Origin of the sequence: Geodermatophilus sp. CPCC 205761 (assembly GCF_051383655.1) — a bacterium.
Classification (GTDB): Bacteria; Actinomycetota; Actinomycetes; order Mycobacteriales; family Geodermatophilaceae; genus Geodermatophilus.
In genome coordinates this window covers 26,228-45,496 of record NZ_JALPKQ010000031.1, presented here as the reverse complement: position 1 = coordinate 45,496, position 19,269 = coordinate 26,228, and the positions used below count along the sequence as shown (strand labels likewise).

14 protein-coding genes are annotated in these 19,269 nt (G+C 73.3%); 12 read left to right on the top strand and 2 right to left on the bottom strand.

What is annotated here, in order from left to right:
• Window positions 1-2 precede the first annotated feature (2 nt).
• Window positions 3-761 (bottom strand): SDR family NAD(P)-dependent oxidoreductase, encoded by a 759-nt coding sequence (locus tag MY526_RS18075; RefSeq protein WP_436694127.1) that lies wholly within the window; start codon window positions 759-761, stop codon window positions 3-5.
• Window positions 758-1,876, bottom strand: a complete 1,119-nt coding sequence (locus MY526_RS18070; RefSeq protein WP_436694128.1) for an LLM class flavin-dependent oxidoreductase — start codon at window positions 1,874-1,876, stop codon at window positions 758-760. Before MY526_RS18070 ends, MY526_RS18075 begins: the two co-directional genes overlap by 4 nt.
• A gap of 310 nt (window positions 1,877-2,186) precedes the next feature.
• Here MY526_RS18070 and MY526_RS18065 point away from each other — a divergent pair, with 310 nt between their 5' ends.
• The 12 genes from MY526_RS18065 (at window position 2,187) to MY526_RS18010 (ending at window position 19,262) form a co-directional block, all read left to right on the top strand.
• Entirely contained in the window at window positions 2,187-3,002 is an 816-nt protein-coding gene (locus MY526_RS18065) for a 3-oxoacyl-ACP reductase family protein (RefSeq protein WP_436694129.1), read from the top strand.
• A 68-nt stretch (window positions 3,003-3,070) separates the two neighbouring features.
• On the top strand, window positions 3,071-8,560 hold the full coding sequence (locus MY526_RS18060; RefSeq protein ID WP_436694130.1) for a carboxyl transferase domain-containing protein: 5,490 nt from the start codon (window positions 3,071-3,073) through the stop codon (window positions 8,558-8,560).
• 29 nt (window positions 8,561-8,589) lie between these two features.
• Entirely contained in the window at window positions 8,590-10,560 is a 1,971-nt protein-coding gene (locus MY526_RS18055) for a 3-oxoacyl-ACP synthase III family protein (protein ID WP_436694131.1), read from the top strand.
• Window positions 10,561-10,590: 30 nt separating this feature from the next.
• Window positions 10,591-12,084, top strand: coding sequence for an MFS transporter (locus tag MY526_RS18050; protein ID WP_436704744.1), 1,494 nt, complete (start codon window positions 10,591-10,593; stop codon window positions 12,082-12,084).
• Between the two features lie 21 nt (window positions 12,085-12,105).
• The gene (locus MY526_RS18045; protein ID WP_436694133.1) at window positions 12,106-13,368 is read left to right on the top strand and encodes an aromatic ring-hydroxylating dioxygenase subunit alpha; all 1,263 of its coding nucleotides are present in this window, start codon (window positions 12,106-12,108) and stop codon (window positions 13,366-13,368) included.
• 13 nt (window positions 13,369-13,381) lie between these two features.
• Complete coding sequence (locus tag MY526_RS18040; protein WP_436704743.1) at window positions 13,382-14,392, top strand: PDR/VanB family oxidoreductase; 1,011 nt, start codon at window positions 13,382-13,384, stop codon at window positions 14,390-14,392.
• A gap of 163 nt (window positions 14,393-14,555) precedes the next feature.
• Window positions 14,556-15,551, top strand: coding sequence for an ATP-binding cassette domain-containing protein (locus tag MY526_RS18035; protein ID WP_436694135.1), 996 nt, complete (start codon window positions 14,556-14,558; stop codon window positions 15,549-15,551).
• Window positions 15,548-16,384, top strand: a complete 837-nt coding sequence (locus MY526_RS18030) for an ABC transporter permease (RefSeq protein ID WP_436694136.1) — start codon at window positions 15,548-15,550, stop codon at window positions 16,382-16,384. The genes MY526_RS18035 and MY526_RS18030 overlap by 4 nt, the downstream gene beginning before the upstream one ends.
• Before the next feature lie 37 nt (window positions 16,385-16,421).
• Window positions 16,422-17,288, top strand: a complete 867-nt coding sequence (locus MY526_RS18025; protein ID WP_436694137.1) for a tryptophan 2,3-dioxygenase — start codon at window positions 16,422-16,424, stop codon at window positions 17,286-17,288.
• Between the two features lie 64 nt (window positions 17,289-17,352).
• Window positions 17,353-17,532 (top strand): hypothetical protein, encoded by a 180-nt coding sequence (locus MY526_RS18020; RefSeq protein WP_436694138.1) that lies wholly within the window; start codon window positions 17,353-17,355, stop codon window positions 17,530-17,532.
• Window positions 17,533-17,560: 28 nt separating this feature from the next.
• Window positions 17,561-18,001, top strand: coding sequence for an NAD(P)H-dependent oxidoreductase (locus tag MY526_RS18015; RefSeq protein WP_436704742.1), 441 nt, complete (start codon window positions 17,561-17,563; stop codon window positions 17,999-18,001).
• 61 nt (window positions 18,002-18,062) lie between these two features.
• The gene (locus MY526_RS18010; protein WP_436704741.1) at window positions 18,063-19,262 is read left to right on the top strand and encodes a low temperature requirement protein A; all 1,200 of its coding nucleotides are present in this window, start codon (window positions 18,063-18,065) and stop codon (window positions 19,260-19,262) included.
• The last annotated feature ends 7 nt before the right edge of the window (window positions 19,263-19,269 follow it).

Below are 19,269 nucleotides of genomic sequence, written 5' to 3'. Positions count from 1 at the left end.
GCTCAGACGAAGGTCACGCCGCCGTCGACGACGACCGTCTGCCCGGTGATGAAGCCGCTGTCGCGGGAGCACAGGAACGAGACGGCCGGGCAGAGGTCGCCCGGGACCATGCCGCGCGGCACCGCCCGTCCCTGCGCGGCGGTGGCCACGTAGGACGGGTCGTTGAGGGTGAACGTCGCCTCGGTCTCCACCAGCCCCGGCGCGATCGCGTTCACCGTGATCCCGTCGCGGCCCACCTCGCGGGCCACGCTGCGGGTCAGGGCGATGACCGCGCCCTTGGAGGCGGTGTAGTGCGCGAACCAGGGCACGCCCATGTGCACCGTCGCGGAGGCGATGTTGACGATCCGGCCGTGGCCCTGCGCCTTCATCGCGGGGTGGACCGCGCGCATGCCCAGCCACACCCCGCGGGCGTTGACGGCCAGGACCCGGTCCCACTCGGTGACGGAGATCTCGGTGAACGGGACCTTGGCACCCAGCCCCTGGTAGACCGCCGCGTTGTTGACCAGCGCGTCGACCCGGCCGTGCTGCTCGAGGACGGCGGCGACCAGGCGGGTCCAGGTGGCCTCGTCGCTCACGTCGGTCGGCACGGCGCTCACCGCCCGGCCCTCGGCGGTCAGCTCCTCGACCAGCGGCGCCGCGTCGACGACGTCGGCCACGACGACGGCCGCCCCCTGCCGCGCGAGGGAGCGGGACAGCTCGGCGCCGATGCCGCGGGCGCCGCCGGTGACCACGACCACCGTGCCCGGCTCGACGGTGTTCACCGGTGCCATTCCGCGCGCTGCCCCGCGGCCGCGCCGTCCCGCGCCAGGGCCGCCCGGACCGAGGGGACCACCTCGTCGCGGAACAGCCGCACCGAGTCGAGGACCGGCGCCAGCTCCAGCGACCCCCAGGCGAAGGCGCCGGCGAGGTGGTTGATCTCGCCGATCGACACCGCCTCGGTCACCTGGGCGGCGACCGTCTCCGGCGACCCGACGAACAGCTTGCGCTCGGCGACGAGCCGGTCGAAGTCCACCGGCCCGGTGAAGCGCTCGTCGCCGGCCTTGCGCCACAGGTGCGTGAAGCTCGCGTGGTGGTCGGCGAACGCCGGCCGTGCGAGCGCCAGCGCCTCGTCGTCCGTCGGGGCGACCAGCACGTGGCGCAGCATGCCGAACCGCGGCGTCCGGCCCGGCAGCGCGTACCGGACCCCGCCCCGGGCGGCCGACTCGCGGTACCGCGCGGCGAACACCCGGCTCTGCTCGCGGACGACCTCCAGCGGCGGCGAGGTGAAGGCGAACCCGAACAGGACGTTGTAGCCCTCGTCCCCGAGCCGCGGGATCGAGGCGGCGTTCGACGTCGGGTACCACAGCGGCGGGTGCGGCCGCTGGACGACCGGCACCTGCAGCTCCACCGGCTCCGCCGCCGACCCGCTCGACGACGGCCGGCGGAACACCCCGGTCTCCAGCGCCGCCACCACCGCGGGGAAGAACTCCTCGAACCGCTGCGCGGTGTCCTCCCTCGTCAGCCCGTACATGGCCGCCTCGATCGGCGAGGAGCCCTTGCCGACGCCGACGTCGAGCCGGCCGTGGCTGAGCTGGTCGAGCATGCAGATCTCCTGCACCAGCCGCAGCGGGTCGTAGAGCGGGACGATGAACGTCGTCGGCGCGAGCCGGATCCGCTCGGTGACCCGCGCCGCGGCCGCGAGGAACACCGCCGGCGAGGGGGAGAGCCCCAGCGGCGTGCCGTGGTGCTCGGCCAGGTGGTAGGTGCTGAAGCCGCCGCCGCGGTCGGCCTCGGCGAGCACCCGCAGCCGGTCGTCGTAGACCTCCGCCACCGACCGTCCCGGGCGGGCGTCCACCCAGTCGAAGAGCCCGAACTCCAGGTCCACCCCGTCGCTCACGACCGCTCCTCCGCTCCTGGGGCGGCGTGCTGCGGGGTCGGTCGGTGCATGCGGTCCTCCTCGTCGGGGCCGGCGGGCGGCCCGCCCAGTCAGCCGCAGCCGCCGCCGTCCGGCAACCGCGCCGGGGGAGCTCGCCGCCCTGGCCGCCGGCACCGGCGCGAACCGCGGAGGTGACCTGGGTCTCCGTTTGACGGCGCCGGACGACGGCGGGAGGCTGCGGTCGTACCGAAGCCGGAGACCACGGTCACATCCAGGGACCGCCTCCGACCTGGCACGATTCGGCGGGACGCCCGTCGCTGGAGGAGGCTCCGTGACAGCCACACAACCCCGCCCGACGCGGGCAGGGGACAAGCTGGAGGGCCGGGTCGCGTTCGTGACCGGCGGCACCCGGGGGATCGGCGCGGCGATCTGCCGCAGCTTCGCGGGGCAGGGCGCGGCGATCGCGGCCGGCTACAGCGGCAACCAGCAGGCCGCCGAGCAGTTCTGCAAGGACATCGGCTCCAGCCACCCGGACAGCCGCACGACGGTCCACCGGGGCGACATCGGGTCGGCCGAGGACTGCCGGCGCACCATCGCCGAGGTGATCGAGCAGCACGGCCGGCTCGACATCCTGGTCAACAACGCCGGCATCACCGCCGACAAGACCGTCCTCAAGATGACCGACGACGACTGGCGCCGGGTCATCGACGTCAACCTGTCCGGGGCCTTCTACCTCTCGCAGGCGGCGCTGGAGCACATGCTCGACCGCGGCACCGGGCGGATCGTCATGGTCTCCTCGGTCATCGGCGAGACCGGCGGCATCGGTCAGGCCAACTACTCGTCGGCCAAGGCCGGCCTGTTCGGGCTGACGAAGACCCTCGCCCGCGAGGCCGCGATGCAGGTCCAGCGGAAGGGTCTCACCGACGGCATCGGCGTCACGATCAACGCCGTCACCCCGGGATACACGGCGACCGAGATGCTCGAGACCGTTCCCGAGAAGGTGCTCGACGGCCTGAAGGCCAGGATCCCGCTGGGCCGGCTCGGCCTGCCGGAGGAGGTGGCCCGGGTGGTGCACTTCCTGTCCGCGGACGCCTCCGGCTACATCACCGGCCAGGTCTGGGGCGTCAACGGGGGCCTGGACATGTAGCCGGGCCGGGCGCCGTCTCGCCGACGGCAGCCCCGCCGACCGAACCGACTCAGGAGGGGTGCCCCCAGGTGTTCAGCCGCATCGCCGTCGTCAACCGGGGCGAGCCCGCCATGCGGCTCGTCCGTGCCGTCCGGGAGCTCGATGCCGAGCACGGGACACGGACCCGGGTGATCGCCCTCTACACCGAGGCCGAGCGGCGGGCAGGTTTCGTGCGCGCCGCCGACGAGGGCGTCCTGCTGCGCGAGACCGGCGCCGGCAACCCCTACCTCGACCACCAGGAACTGGCCCGGGCGCTGCGCACCAGCGGCGCCGACGCGGCGTGGGTCGGCTGGGGCTTCGTCGCCGAGGACCCGGCGTTCGCCGAGCTGTGCGCCGAGCTCGGCGTCACCTTCATCGGTCCGCCCCCGGAGTCGATGCGGCTGCTCGGGGCCAAGATCGAGGCCAAGGTGCTGGCCGAGAAGACCGGCGTGCCGGTGGCTCCGTGGAGCGGCGGTGCGGTCGAGACGCTGGACGACGGCCGCCGGCACGCGAGCACCATCGGCTACCCGCTGATCGTCAAGGCGCGCAGCGGCGGCGGTGGCCGCGGGATCCGCGTGGTCCGGTCCGAGGCGGAGCTGGAGGAGGCGCTCACCCGCACCCAGGGCGAGGCGCAGCGCACCTTCGGCGACCCGGTCGTGTTCATGGAGCGGCTGGTCGAGGGCGGCCGGCACGTCGAGGTGCAGGTCATCGCCGACCAGCACGGCACGGTGTGGGCTCCGGGCGTGCGGGACTGCTCGGTGCAGCGCCGCAACCAGAAGGTGCTGGAGGAGTCGAGCTCGCCGGCGCTGCGACCGGAGCAGTCGGCCGCGCTGAAGTCGTCGGCGACGGCGCTGGTCAAGGCGGCCGGCTACGTCGGGGCCGGCACGGTGGAGTTCCTCTACCAGCCGGAGGAGGAGCTGTTCACCTTCCTCGAGGTGAACACCCGGCTGCAGGTCGAGCACCCGGTGACCGAGGAGGTCACCGGCCTGGACATCGTCAAGCTGCAGCTGCACGTCGCCGCCGGTGGCCGGCTCGAGGGCGAGCCGCCGCAGGAGAACGGCCACGCGATCGAGGTGCGGCTCAACGCCGAGGACGCCGAGGCCGGCTTCGCCCCCGCGCCCGGCCGGGTGGAGCTGATGCGGCTGCCCACCGGTCCGGGGATCCGGGTGGACACGGGCATCGGCGTCGGCGACGTCATCCCGCCGGCCTACGACTCGATGGTCGCCAAGGTGATCGCCTGGGGCCGGGACCGGCCCGAGGCGCTGGCCCGGCTGCGCTGCGCCCTGCGGGAGACCACCGTCGTCCTCAGCGGCGGCACCACGACCAAGTCCTTCCTGATCGACCTGCTCGACCGTCCCGAGGTCGTCTCCGGCACCGCCGACACCGGCTGGCTGGACCGGACCGGGACCACCGGCGCGACCGAGCCCGCCGAGACGGCGTGGGTCGCCCTGGCGCAGGTGGCCATCGACGTCTCCGACGCCGACGAGTCCTGGGAGCGGGCGGCCTTCCTGGCCTCGGCGCGCGGCGGTCGGCCGCGGGCACCGCACGAGGTCGGCCGCACCCTGGAGCTCGGCTACCGCGGCCAGGTCTACCGGCTGTCGGTCGCGCGGCTCGGCGGGGACCACTACCGCGTCGGGCTCGAGGGCCGGCACGTCGACGTCGAGGTGGACCGCCTCGGTCCGCTGGAGAGCCGGCTGCGGATCGGCGACCGGCGGTTCACCGTCGTGTCGGTGACCGCGCCCGGCTCGCACCTGGTCGAGGTGGACGGGGTCACCCACCGGGTCGGCCGGGACGCCGGCGGCACGGTGCGCGCCCCCGCGCCCGCGGTGGTCGTCGCCCTCCGTGTCCAGGCGGGGGAGGACGTCGAGGCCGGCCAGACGGTCGCCGTTCTCGAGAGCATGAAGATGGAGACCGCCGTGCACGCGCCCTTCGCCGGGCGGGTGCGCGAGGTGCTGGCCGCGGTCAACGCGCAGGTCGACGCCGGCGCCGGGCTGCTCAGCCTGGACCGCGCCACCGAGGACGTCGCCGAGGTCACCGGCGAGCGGGTGACCTTCCCCGAGGGGGACGCCGTCGCGCGCGGGGGCGAGCCGCGGGAGCGCGCGCTGGACCTGCTCGGTGCGCTCCAGGCGCTGATCACCGGCTACGACGTCAGCCGCGGGCACGCCCGCCAGCTGGTCGAGGAGTACGGCCGGGTGCGCGGCGAGCTGCCGGTGGACGACCCCGACCTGCTGCACCGCGAGCTGGAGGTGCTCACCACCTTCGCCGACCTCGCCGAGCTGTCCCGCAACCGGCCGGCCAGCGAGGAGGAGGAGGCCGACGCGCAGGTGCACAGCCCGCGCGAGTACTTCCACGCCTACCTGCACTCGCTGGACGTCGAGCGCGAGGGGCTGCCGGAGAGCTTCCGCGGCCGACTGGGCCGCGGCCTGCGGCACTACGGGGTCGAGGACCTGGAGCCCGGCCCGGCCCTCCAGGAGGCGGTGCACCGGATCTTCCTGGCCCAGCAGCGGATCAACGACCAGCTGCCCTCGGTCCTCGCGCTGCTGGACCGCTGGCTGACCGCGCAGGCGATGCCGCCGGACCCGCTGCGGTCGGAGGTGGGGGAGGTGCTCGACCGGCTGGTCGTCGCCACCCAGCTGCGCTACCCCGCCGTCGGCGACCTGGCCCGCGCCGTCCGGTTCCGCCACTTCGAGGAGCCGGTGGTCCGCCAGGCGCGCCAGGAGGTGCTCGACGAGGCCGACCGGCTGCTCGCCGACGTCGAGGCCGCCGGAGCGCCCGGCCAGGGGATGGACCGGATCGAGGCGCTGGTCGCCAGCCCGGAGCCGCTCATCAGCCTGCTGGCCCAGCGGTTCGGTCGCGCCACCACCGTCCCGGACCCGGTGCTCGAGGTGCTGACCCGCCGCTACTACCGCAGCCGCGACCTGCAGGGCGTGCGCACCTTCCTGGTCGACGGGCTGTCCTGCGTGGCCGCCGACTACGAGCTGGCCGGCGCCCATCTGCACCTGCTCGCGGTCATGCTGGAGCGGTCGGACCTGCCGGCCGCCCTGGAGCCCCTGACCGCGACCGTCGCCGGCGTCGCCGACCCGGCCAACCTGGTGGTGGACCTCTACCTCTCCTGGCCGGACCGCCCGGCCGACCCCGATGCGGTCTCCGAGGAGCTGCGCGGGCTGCTGGAGGGCGCCCCGCTGCTGTGCAGCGGGCGCCGGGTCACGGTGAGCGTCTGCACCCCCGACGGCGACATCGAGACGGTCACCTTCCGGCCCACCGGGGACGGCGGGCTGGCCGAGGAGCGGATCATCCGCGGGCTGCACCCGCTGACCGCCCAGCGGCTCAACATGTGGCGGCTCAAGAACTTCGACGGTGAGCGGCTGCCCTCGCCCGAGGACACCTTCCTGCTGCACGTGCGGGCCAAGGAGAACCCGGCCGACGAGCGGCTGATCGCGATGGCCGAGGTCCGGGACGTGACCCCCGTGCGCGACCCGTCCGGCGAGGTGGTCGGCTACCCGACCTTCGAGCGGCAGCTGACCGCCTGCCTGGAGGGGCTGCGCCGCGCCCAGGCCGAGCGCCCGTCACGCCGGCGGCTGGAGCACAACCGGATCTTCCTCTACGCCTGGCCCTCCATCGAGGTGCCGCTGGCGCAGCTGGCCGGCTTCGCCGCGTCCGCCGCGCCGCTGACCGTGGGCGCCGGTCTGGAGGAGGTCGTGCTGCTCGCGCGGCTGCAGGAGCAGGAGAGCGGGCCGCCGCGGGAGGTGGCGCTGCGCTTCTCGCACCAGCCGGGCACCGGCGTGCAGATGCGGGTCACCGACCGTCCCACCGAGCCGATGCGGCCGCTGGACGCCTACACCGAGAAGGTGCTCCGCTCCCGCGCCCGCGGCACCGTCTACCCGTACGAGCTGGCCTCGTTGCTGGCCGGGCCGCGCGGCACCTTCGTCGAGCACGACCTCGACGACACCGGCCGGCTGGTCCCGGTGGACCGCGCCCCGGGCAACAACAAGGCGGGCCTCGTCGCCGGTGTGGTGAGCACGCCGACCGAGCGCTACCCGGAGGGCGTCACCCGGGTGGTGCTCATGGGCGACCCCACGAAGCAGCTGGGCACCGTCTCCGAGCCCGAGTGCCACCGCGTCGTCGCCGCCCTCGACCTCGCCGAGGAGCGCGGCATCCCGGTCGAGTGGTTCGCGCTCTCCTCCGGTGCGCGCATCTCGATGGACAGCGGCACCGAGAACATGGACTGGGTCTCCCGCGCGCTGCGCCGGATCATCGAGTTCACCCAGGCCGGCGGCGAGATCAACGTCGTCGTCGCGGGCATCAACGTCGGGGCGCAGCCGTACTGGAACGCCGAGGCCACGATGCTCATGCACACCAAGGGCATCCTGGTGATGACGCCGGACAGCGCGATGGTGCTCACCGGCAAGCACTCCCTCGACTACTCCGGCGGTGTCTCGGCCGAGGACAACTTCGGCATCGGCGGCTACGACCGGGTCATGGGTCCCAATGGGCAGGCGCAGTACTGGGCGCCCAACCTCACCGCGGCCCACGACCTGCTTGTCCAGCACTACGAGCACACCTACCGGGCGCCCGGGGAGCGGTGGGCCCGGCCGGCGCCGACCAGCGATCCCCGCGACCGCGACGTGCGGGACTTCCCGCACGAGCACCCGGCGAGCGACTTCACCACCGTCGGGGACATCTTCTCGCCGGTGACCAACCCCGACCGGAAGAAGCCCTTCGACATCCGGACGGTCATGCGCGCCGTCGCCGACGCCGACCACCCGACGCTGGAGCGGTGGGCCGGCATGGCCGACGCCGACACCTCGGTCGTCTTCGACGCCCACCTGGCCGGTCACCCGGTGACCATCCTGGGCATCGAGTCGCACCCGATCCCGCGGCGCGGCGCTTACCCGGCGGACGGACCGGACCAGTGGACGGCGGGCACGCTGTTCCCCAAGTCGTCGAAGAAGACCGCGCGGGCCATCAACGCCACCAGCGGCAACCGGCCGCTGGTCGTGCTGGCCAACCTGTCCGGCTTCGACGGCTCCCCGGAGTCGCTGCGCAACGTGCAGCTGGAGTACGGCGCCGAGATCGGCCGGGCGATGGTCAACTTCGACGGCCCGATCGTCTTCTGCGTGGTGTCCCGCTACCACGGCGGCGCCTTCGTGGTCTTCTCCGGCGTCCTCAACGAGAGCATCGAGGTGCTGGCCGTCGAGGGCTCGTACGCCTCCGTCCTCGGCGGTGCGCCCGCCGCCGCGGTCGTCTTCACCCGTGACGTCGACCAGCGCACCGCCAAGGACCCCCGCGTGCAGGAGCTGGAGGCCGCGATCGCCGCCGCCGAGGGAGTCGAGGCGGCCCACCTCCGGGTCGAGCTGGCCGCGCTGCGCGCCACCGTCCGCTCGGAGAAGTTGGGCGAGGTCGCCGCGGAGTTCGAGGCGATCCACAACATCGAACGGGCCCGGCAGGTGGGGTCCGTGCACGCGATCATCCCCGCCGCCGAGCTGCGCCCCCGCCTGATCGACGCCGTGGTGCGGGGGATCGAGCGCGCCGGCGGGTGACCGTCTGCGCACTGTCGAGAGGACCTGAAGTGAACGCGTTCGTCCTGAACCGGCACGGCCGCATGGTGTTCCCGTCCAACATCGTCCCGGAGCTGGACTTCTCGACGGTGGAGACGCTGGAGCAGCTCGACGACGTCATCCGGCGCGACTTCGAGACCAAGGCGCCGAGCGGCACCGACATCCTGGAGAAGGTCCGGACCGGCGGCTACGCCACGCGCTACGCGCTCATGCGCGACCTCGCGCTCAACCTGTTCTGGGCCAACCGCTTCTCGATCACCATGTACGAGAAGCGGCCCATGCGGTGGGCCGACGTCCCGCGCAACCGGCCCGACGTGTTCCTGCCGGTCGTGGAGCCGTGGGAGGAGGGGGAGACGAAGGTCGCCGCCGTGCAGGAGGCCTACCCGACCCTGCCGGCGCAGTGGGACGCCGAGGTCGAGGACCGCATCTTCGGCGTCCTGTTCGACGTCTTCGCCAACCGCAAGCACCACGCGACGACGCTGCCGGCGATCAAGCCGACGGTCGCGGAGTTCCTGGACAAGCCGGGCAGTCTCACCTTCCGGCTGCCGAGCTACGACCCCGACTACCCGGTCTACGACTACCGCGACATCCTCGACTGCGACGAGGACGTGCCCGAGCTGGAGTCGCTGCACCGCTGGGCCATGGTGCTGCACAACCAGTACCCCTGGGACCGCGCCCAGCTGGAGCTGGCCGACGCCGGCCAGCTCTCCGACGACGACTACGTCGTCGTGTTCACCCCCCGGGACAAGTCGGTCCGCGACTTCCTCCGCCGGCTCGACGACGGTGCCCAGCCCCGCGGGGCCGCGCAGCCGCGGGAGTCGCGCCAGCCGATCCGCCCCTACCGCGAGATCGACGTCCGCCGGGACTTCCGCGTCATGCCGCGCCTGGAGGCGCTGTCCGCGGTGCACGGCGACCAGGTCTGCAGCAACGACGACCTGATCCGGAACACCGCCTACAACTGGTCGCCGATGAGCGCCGAGGAGATCCTGACCAAGACCGGGATCGAGCAGCGCCGGTACAGCTCCGTCAGCCTCGAGGAGCTGGCGCTGCAGGCCGCGGAGGCTGCGCTGGCGAAGGCCGGCCGCGAACCGGAGGAGATCGGCGCGGTGCTCGTGTGCACCTGCACCAGCTCCCGGCTGATCCCGTCGCTGGCCACCTACCTCTGCGGTCAGCTGGGGATGTACCAGGTCGCCGCGGCCTACGACATCATCGCCGCCTGCGCCGGCATGCCCTACGGGCTGGCGGAGGCGACCCGGCTGCTCCAGGAGGTGGAGCGGCCGGTGCTCGTGGTCTGCGTGGAGAAGTTCTCCGACAAGATCGGGAACGTCCGCACCTCGCGGATGATCTTCGGGGACGGCGCGTCGGGGATGGTCGTCGGCGTCGCGCCCGACGGCGAGGAGCCCGACCTGCTGGTCATGAAGACCTACGCCAGCGGCCCGGCCAGCCAGGTCAACTCGATCCTGTGGCCGAACCCCGAGTTCGACAACAACATCACCGTCTTCGGCCCGGAGGTGAAGGCGCTGGCCGGCCGCTACCTCGCGCAGATGATCGAGGAGCTCTCGGCGCTGCCCGACCCCGACGGGCGGGCCGGCTCGCTCATGGAGAGCGTCGACCTGATCGTCCCGCACCAGGCCAACAAGACGATGGTCATCCAGCTGGCCGAGCGGGCCGGGCTGACCGCCGACCAGCTCTACTTCAACATCGAGCAGGTCGGCAACACCTCGTCGGCGAGCATCCCGCTGGCCATCCACGACGCGGTGCGCGACGGCGTCCTCTCCGAGCCGCAGCGGATCTTCGCGCCCGGCTTCGGCGCCGGCGCCGTCGCCGGCTACTCGATCATGCGCCTGGACCCCGCGGTGGTGGCGGTGCAGACGCCGTCCGCGCCCGGGGCCGCGGCCGAGCAGCCGAGCGTGCCCGGCGCCCCCGAGGCGCCGGGGGATCGGCCGGCGGCCTCCGACGACGTGCAGACCGCCTTCGGCTGACCCGCCGCGGGCCGACGGGGAGGAGTGGCGATGGCGGGCCGGCCGGCCGAGGGAGACACCGCCGACAACGAACGCCTGCTGGAGGACCACCGGGACGGCGCGCCCGTCCTGCCGTACCGGGCCCTGTGGGGCGTGCTCCTGCTGGGCTGGGTGGTCAGCTACGCCGACCGGACGGTGACCGGCCCGGTCATCGCCTGGATGATCGAGACCGAGTCGGGGTTCATCGGCGACGCCAGCAACCCGGCGACCGTCGGCGGCCTGGTCGGCTCGATGTTCTTCCTCGGTTACATGCTCACCCAGTACCCGGGCGGTCGGCTCGGGGACCGGTACGGCCACCGCGAGATGATCATCGTCTCGCTGCTGGCCGCGGCGGTGCTCACCGTCGTCTCCGGCCTGATGACCGGGCTGGTGGCGTTCGTCGCCGCGCGCGTGCTCACCGGCCTGGGCGAGGGCGTCTTCTACTCCAACGACCGCACGCTGATCATCAACCACACCCCGGTGGCCAAGCGCACCCTCGGCCTCGGCGTGGTGATCACCGGGCTGTCGATCGGCCTGACGCTCGGCATCGTCCTCACGCCGGTCCTCATCGACTGGGGCACGGCCCTGGGCCTGGGGGACGGCGCGTGGCGGATGCCGTTCTTCGTCTTCGCCGCCGGCACGTTCGTCGTCGTCACGATCGCCTTCGCGTTCTTCCGGGCCCGGCTCGGCGGGGCGATGCGGCTGGGCGCACCGTTCGCGCAGCTGGCGCTGTTCTCCGCGCCCACGTTCGTCGTCATCGTCGCGCTGTTCCTGCTGGCCGACAGCCTCGAGTGGCCCGAGTGGGCGACGGCGACCATCGCCTCGGTCATCGCGCTGGTCTACATCGCGGTCATCGTGCGCAGCGTCCAGCGCTCCGGCCGCGGTGCGGCCCTGCTGAACCGCAACATGTGGCTGATCTACGTCGCCTACATCGCGATCCTGTGGAACCTGTGGTTCTTCAGCTTCTGGTCGGTGCAGATCGTCCGGGAGGCGGCGGAGAGCAGCCTGCTCGCCGCCGCGCTCACCGCGGCCTTCAACGCGGGGGCGGGCATCCTCGGCTTCCCGGTCGGCGGCTGGCTGGCCGACCGCGCCATCCGGTCGGGCCGGGGGCGCAAGCCGCTGGCGCTGGTGTGCACCGCCGTCTACTCGGTGCTCGTCCTGGCCTTCGGCTGGAGCATCTCCGGCGGGCGGGAGCCCTCGCTGGCCCTGCTGGGCCTGCTGCTGTTCTGCTCCGGCGTGTTCTTCAACGCGCTGCAGCCGATCGTGCAGGGGATGACCGGTGACCTGGTCCCCGCGACCGAGCGCGGCGCGGCCTTCGGGATGCTCAACCTCGTCTCCGAGATCGGCGCCGTCCTCAGCCCGGTGGTCAGCGGCATCCTCCGCGACGCCACGGGCAGCTGGGCCAGCGGCGTGTACCTCGCCGCCGGGATCATGATCGTCTCCTTCTTCCTCTACGCGATGGTGCGAGAGGCGCCGGCGCACCACGAGGACCCCATCCCCGCCTGAGCCGTTCCCCTGGAGGACCCGATGTCGCACCCCGCCCAGCCCGGGGCGGCCACGCCCCACGCCGGCTTCCGGCACTTCCCGTCCAACGCCTGGTACGCCGCGGCGTGGGACCACGAGGTCGGCCGCAACCTGATGCCCAAGACCGTCGCCAACCGGCCGATCGTCTTCTACCGCACCGCCGGCGGCCGCGCCGTCGCCCTCGCCGACGCCTGCTGGCACCGCCTGGCGCCGCTGTCGATGGGCAAGCTGCGCGGCGACGACGAGGTCATGTGCGGTTACCACGGCATCTGCTACGACGCCGACGGCCGCGCCACCTTCATGCCGGCGCAGGAGACGATCAACCCCAGCGCCACCGTGCACTCCTACCCGGTGGTCGAGCGGCACCGCTACGTGTGGGTGTGGCCCGGCGACCCGGCGCTCGCCGACCCGGACCTCGTCCCCGACCTGCACATGAACGACCACCCCGAGTGGGCCGGCGACGGCAAGACGATCCACGTCAACTGCAGCTACCAGCTGATCATCGACAACCTCATGGACCTCACCCACGAGCAGTTCGTGCACGGGTCGAGCATCGGCCACGACGCGCTGTCGGAGTCCGACTTCGAGGTCACCCACGACGCCCGGACGGTGACGGTGACCAAGTGGATGCTCGGCATCGACGCGCCGCCGTTCTGGAAGCGCAACCTGCAGGACCGGTTCCCCGACTACGAGGGCCCGGTCGACCGCTGGCAGATCATCCACTACACCGCGCCGTCGACCGTGGCGATCGACGTCGGGGTGGCCAAAGCCGGCACCGGCGCCCCCGACGGCGACCGCAGCCAGGGCGTCACCGGCACGGTCATCAACACGATGACCCCGGAGACCGACAGCACCTGCTTCTACCTGTGGGCCTTCGCCCGCGACTGGTGCCTGGACAAGCAGGTCATCACCACCCGGCTGCGCGAGGGGGTGTCCGGCGTCTTCTTCGAGGACGAGGTGATGCTCGAGGCGCAGCAGCGCGGGATCGAGGCCAACCCCGGCTACGACTTCTACAACCTCAACATCGACGCCGGCAGCATGTGGACCCGTCGGATCGTGCAGCGGATGATCGACGCCGAGTCCGGCTCGGACGCGTCGCCGCCGAGCGAGACCTCCGGCGACGCCGCGGTGGCGATGGGCGCGGTGACCGGCGCGGCCAACGAGGCGCACCGCGAGGAGGGCACCGGGATGGCCGCCGAGGTGGCCGGCGGCATCGCCGGGCACCGCGAGCAGCCGACGGTGGGTCTCATGGGCCGCGGGCTGTAGGGCGGCGACGCCGATGGCCGCCACCAGCTCCAAGAAGTGGCGCCGGGCCCGGGTGCTCGACGTCTGCGAGGTCGCCCAGCACGTGCGCCAGGTGGTGCTCGAGCCCGAGTACATGGAGGCGCCGGCCCCGCCCGGCAGCCACATCGACATCGGCGTCTACGTCAACGGGCGCGCCGACGTCCGCTCGTACTCCGTCGTCGGGATGGGCGCCTACGGCACCGAGATCGTGCTCGGCGTGCAGCTGGCCCGGCAGAGCCGGGGCGGCTCGGCGTACGTGCACGCGCTGCGCCGCGGCCAGGACGTGTCGATCACCCAGCCGCTGCAGAACTTCCCGCTCAACTACGGCCGGCCCGGCTACGTGCTGGCGGCCGGCGGCATCGGCATCACCGCGCTGGTGGCCATGGGCAAGGCGCTCAAGGCGCGGGGCGCGGACTACCGCTTCGTCTACGGCGCGCGCTCCCGCGGGCTGATGGCCTTCGTCGACGAGCTGGCCGCCGAGCACGGTGACCGGCTCGAGCTGCGCGTCGACGACGAGGGGACGGGGCTGGACGTCGCCGACCTGGTGGCCGGCGTCCCCGCGGGCGGGGAGCTCTACGTCTGCGGTCCGACGCCCATGCTCGACGCGATCAAGTCGGCCTGGGCCACGGCCGGACGGCGCCCGGCGGACCTGCGGTTCGAGACGTTCGGCAGCAGCGGCCGGTTCGCCCCCGAGGCGTTCACCGTGCGCATCCCGCGGCTGGGCCTGGAGACCCTCGTCGCGCACGACGTCTCGATGCTCGAGGCCCTGGAGGCCTGCGGCGCGGACCTGATGTTCGACTGCCGCCGGGGGGAGTGCGGCCTCTGCCAGGTCAAGGTGATCGAGGTCGAGGGGGTCATCGACCACCGCGACGTCTTCCTCAGCCAGGAGCAGCACCAGGCCGGCGACCGGCTCCAGTGCTGCGTCTCGCGAGTGGTCAGCGCGCGCACCGGTGGGCTGGCCGGCGCCGACGGGAAGCCCGCCGCGGTCACCATCGACGTCCCCTGAGGCGGGAGTCAGATCCGGGCTTGACCTCGAGTCGGCTCGAAGTCCGATGCTGGGTTCGCACCGCGGCCGGCAGAAAACCGGTGGCGGTCGATGACCCGGGGGCCCAGATTCGGTCAGAGGGTCGAGAGATGCTCAGACCGACTCCGAGGTAGAGGACGACGAGATGACGGCACAGCCACCCCTGGCCATCGAGGCGACCGGGCTGACCAAGTCCTTCGGCGGCACCCGCGCCGTCGACGGGGTCGACCTGGTCGTCCCGGCCGGCGCCATCTACGGCGTCCTGGGACCCAACGGGGCCGGCAAGACGACCACCATCCGCATGCTGGCCACGCTGCTCGAGCCCGACTCCGGCACCGCCCGCGTCCTCGGTCACGACATCGTGACCGAGGCCGACGCCGTCCGCGGATCGGTCAGCCTGACCGGCCAGCTCGCCTCGGTGGACGAGGAGCTGACCGGCCGGGAGAACCTGGTGCTCATCGGCCGGCTGCTCGGGCACTCCCGGGGCGCCGCCAAGGTCCGGGCCGACGAACTGCTCGAGGCGTTCGGCATCGCCGACGCCGCCGGGCGGCTGGTCAAGCACTACTCCGGCGGCATGCGGCGCCGGCTGGACATCGCGGCCAGCATCGTCGTCACCCCGCAGCTGATGTTCCTCGACGAGCCGACCACCGGCCTGGACCCGCGGTCGCGCAACCAGGTCTGGGAGATCGCCCGCGCGCTGGTGGCCGAGGGGACGACGATCCTGCTCTGCACCCAGTACCTGGAGGAGGCCGACCAGCTGGCCGACGGGATCGTGGTCATCGACCGCGGCCGGGTGATCGCCGAGGGCACCCCGGGCCAGCTCAAGGCGTCTGTCGGCACCGGCTCGCTGCACGTGCGGCTGCTCGACCCCGACCGGCGCGCCGAGGCCGCCCGCGTGCTGGAGCGCGAGGTGGGGCCGGTCGTCCTGGAGCCGGATCCCGCCGCCCTCTCGGCCGCCTGCGGGGATCCCGAACGCGCCGCGATCGGCGTCGGCGAGCTGGGCCGCGCCGGGGTCGGGATCGCCGACTTCTCCCTCGACCAGCCCAGCCTCGACGAGGTCTTCCTGGCGCTCACCGGCCACATCGCCGACGAGACGACCGGCGAGGGCACCGCCCGCACCCTGGAAGGACAGGCGTCGTGACCGTCACCGCCCCCGCCCCCGACTCGGCCGACACCGTCGCCGTCCGCCGGGCCATCGCCTCCACCGCCCGGCCGTCGCGGCCGGGGCCGCTGTCGACCGCCCTCACGTTCGGCTGGCGCGGCATGCTCAAGGTCAAGCACGTCCCCGAGCAGCTGCTCGACGTCACCGTCACCCCGGTGATGTTCCTGCTGATGTTCACGTACCTCTTCGGCGGCGCGATCGCCGGGTCGACCAGCGCGTACCTGGACTACACGCTGCCGGGGCTGCTGGTCATGTCCGTGCTGTTCACGACCGTCTACTCCGGCGTCTCGCTGAACACCGACCTCACCAAGGGCGTGGTCGACCGGTTCCGCTCGCTGCCGATCTGGCGGCCGGCGCCCCTGGTGGGCTCGCTGCTGGGCGACAGCGTCCGGTACGTCGTGGCCGGCACGGTGATCATCGTGGTCGGCGTCGTCCTGGGGTACCGCCCGGACGGCGGCGTCGCCGGGGCCGTCTCGGCCCTCGCGCTCGTCGTCGTGTTCTCCTTCGGCCTGTCGTGGGTGTTCTGCGTGCTCGGGCTGCTGCTGCGCTCCCCGAACGCGGTCATGAACGCCGGGTTCATGGGCATCTTCCCGCTGACGTTCCTGTCCAACGTCTTCGTCGACCCGTCCACGCTGCCCGGACCGCTGCAGGCCTTCGTCGAGGTCAACCCGATCTCGATCCTGGCCACGGCGTCCCGCTCGCTCATGGCCGGCACGCCCGACGGCACCGCGATCCTGGTGTCGCTGGCCGTGGCCGCCGCCCTGGCGGCGGTGTTCCTGCCGGTGACCACCCGGCTGTACCGCAGCCGCTGAGCACCCGGCGGCCGCCGGGCGGGGATAGGTTGCGGCCGTGGCGCCACCGGAGGAGTCGTCGCGGTCGGTGCGGCCGATCGAGAGGTCGATCCGCACCGACCTCGACGGTGCCATGACCTACGCCGGCTACCTCGACCTGGACCACCTGCTCGACGCGCAGCACCCGCGCAGCCGGCCGGTGCACCACGACGAGCTGCTCTTCATCGTCCAGCACCAGACCAGCGAGCTGTGGTTCAAGCTGGTGCTGCACGAGCTGCGCGCCACCTGCCGCTACCTGGCCGGCGACGAGCTCGCCCCCGCGCTGAAGTGCCTGGCCCGGGTCAAGCACGTGCTGCGGACGCTCATCGAGCAGTGGTCGGTCCTCGCCACGCTGACCCCGCGGGAGTACGTGCAGTTCCGCGGGGCGCTGGGCAGCGCGTCGGGTTTCCAGTCGCACCAGTACCGGGCGGTGGAGTTCGTGCTCGGCAACAAGAACGCCGGGATGCTGGCCGTGTTCGACGGCGAGCCGGCCGCCCGCGGGCTGCTGGTGGAGCTGCTGGAGGCCCCCACCCTCTACGACGAGTTCCTCCGCCACCTCGCCCGCCTGGGCCTCGACGTCCCCTCCGCGGTGCTGGACCGGGACGTGCGCGAGCCGTGGGCGTTCCAGCCCGGCCTGGTGCCGCTGTTCCGCCGGGTCTACGAGTCGGAGGAGACGCCGTGGGGCGTCTACGAGGCCTGCGAGAGCCTGGTCGACCTCGAGGACGCCGTGCAGCTGTGGCGCTTCCGGCACCTGCGCACGGTGCAGCGCACCATCGGGTTCAAGACCGGCACCGGCGGGTCGTCGGGCGTGGGCTTCCTGCGGCGGGCGCTGGACCTCACCTTCTTCCCGGAGCTCTACGCCGTCCGCACGGAGATCGGCACCTGAGGGCCCTTGTCCCCGGTGCGGGCGGGGACGAGCATGGCCCCGCCGTCGAGCGAGGAGGCCCACCATGACGCAGGACCCGAGGCAGCCGGCGGGGGACTACGGCTACGACCTGGCCCACGAGGAGGTCAGGGCGGGGACGGCGCCGTCGAGCCCGCGGCCGGCCCGCCCGCAGGCGGCCCGCCCGGGCCCGCGTCCGGAGCAACCGACGGGCGACTACGAGTCCGACGAGGCCCACGACTTCTGACCCGCTGCCCACGGGGGACGATGCGGGGGTGCCGCGCCTGCTCGTCGTCCACCACACGCCCTCGCCCGCCATGCAGGCGCTGCTCGAGGCCGTGCGGGAGGGCGCCGCGCTGGTCGAGGAGGCGGAGCTGACCGTGCGGCCGGCGCTGTCGGCCGGTGCCGCGGACCTGCTCGCCGCCGACGGCGTGCTGCTCGGGACGCCGGCGAACATCGGTTACATGTCGGGGGCGCTCAAGCACTTCTTCGACACCGTCTACTACCCGTGCCTGGACGCCACCCCGGGCCTCCCGTACGGCGTCTACGTGCACGGCAACGACGACACCGCCGGCGCGCTGGGCAGCATCGAGCGGATCACCGGGGCGCTGCGCTGGAAGCAGGTGGCCGCGCCGCTGCAGCTCGTCGGCGCGCCCGGCCCGGCGGAGCTGGAGGCCTGCCGCGAGCTGGCCGCGACCGTCGCGGTGCAACTGTGACCCGCCCGGGGTAGGGAGACGGCGGTCGCCGGCTGCCGCCGGCTCGGCGGGAGGGGACCGGGTGCCCGAACGGGGCTGGCTGGGCGCGCTGACCGGCAACGGAGCGGTGCGCCGGCCGGAGCTGCGCACCGACGAGGGGCGGTCGGCCTCGCGCCTGGAGCTGTTCTTCGACCTCGCGTTCGTGCTCGTCGTGGCCGAGCTCGCGATCGCGCTGCGCGCGGACGTGACGTGGGCCGGCGAGCTGGAGTTCGCCGGGCTGTTCACCACCGTCTGGTGGGCGTGGGTCAGCGCCACCCTCTACGCGAACCGCTTCGACCACGACGACGTCGTCTACCGGCTGTACAAGCTCGGCAGCATGGCCGCGGTCATCGGGATGGCCGCGACGGCGACCGAGGCGACGGGGGAGCGCTTCGCGCTGTTCGTCGGCTGCCAGCTGGTGCTGCGGCTGTTGCTGCTCCTCCAGTACCACCGGGCCCACCGCCACGTGCCCCAGGCCCGCCCCGTCACGCGGCTGTACATGGCCGGCGCGGTCGCGGGGGCCCTGCTCTGGACGCTGTCCCTGGTGGTGCCGCGGCCGATCGGCTTCGCGCTGTGGGCAGCGGCGGTGCTGGCCGAGGCGTTGGTCCCGCTGCTGGCCAGCCGGTCCTCGGCCGACGTCCCGCTGCACGTCGAGCACCTGCCGGAGCGGTTCGCGTTGTTCGTGATCCTGGTGCTGGGGGAGTCGGTGGCGGGCATCGCGCACGGCCTCGCCGACGCGGGGTGGTCGGCGCCGGCGTTGCCGGTCGCGGCGCTCGCCTTCGTGCTCGCCGCGGCGCTGTGGTGGAGCTACTTCGACCTGGCCGGCGCCCGCGCCAAACGGCTCCTGGAGGAGACCGGCGGCGAGCGCGGCGACCACGCCCACGACGCCTACGTCTTCGGCCAGCTGCCGCTCACCCTCGCGCTGGCCAGCGTCGGCGCCGGGGTCGAGCTGGCGGTCGTCCAGAGCTCGGAGGGCGAGGTGCCGGTCGGCACCCGGCTGCTGCTCGCCGGCGGCGTCGCGCTCTACCTGGTGTCGGTGAGCGTGACCGTCGGCGGCATGTCCGGCCGGGCGCGGCGCGGATGGTGGTGGCCGGTCGGCGCGGCCGCCGTCGCCGCGCTCGACGTCGCGCTCGAGCTGCCCGCGGTCGTGGTCGTGGGCGCGCTCGCCCTGCTGGTCGTCGCCGTGGTCGTGGTGGGGTCGCTGCAGCGGGCGACCGGCCGGCTCGCCGTTCGGGAGGTGTGAGGCCGGG

Excerpts from the sequence above, each read along its gene's own strand:
- MY526_RS18035 (WP_436694135.1), top strand. The coding sequence starts at position 14,556 with ATGACGGCACAGCCACCCCTGGCCATCGAGGCGACCGGGCTGACCAAG.
- MY526_RS18050 (WP_436704744.1), top strand. The coding sequence starts at position 10,591 with ATGGCGGGCCGGCCGGCCGAGGGAGACACCGCCGACAACGAACGCCTG.
- MY526_RS18040 (WP_436704743.1), top strand. The coding sequence starts at position 13,382 with ATGGCCGCCACCAGCTCCAAGAAGTGGCGCCGGGCCCGGGTGCTCGAC.
- MY526_RS18045 (WP_436694133.1), top strand. The coding sequence starts at position 12,106 with ATGTCGCACCCCGCCCAGCCCGGGGCGGCCACGCCCCACGCCGGCTTC.
- MY526_RS18020 (WP_436694138.1), top strand. The coding sequence starts at position 17,353 with ATGACGCAGGACCCGAGGCAGCCGGCGGGGGACTACGGCTACGACCTG.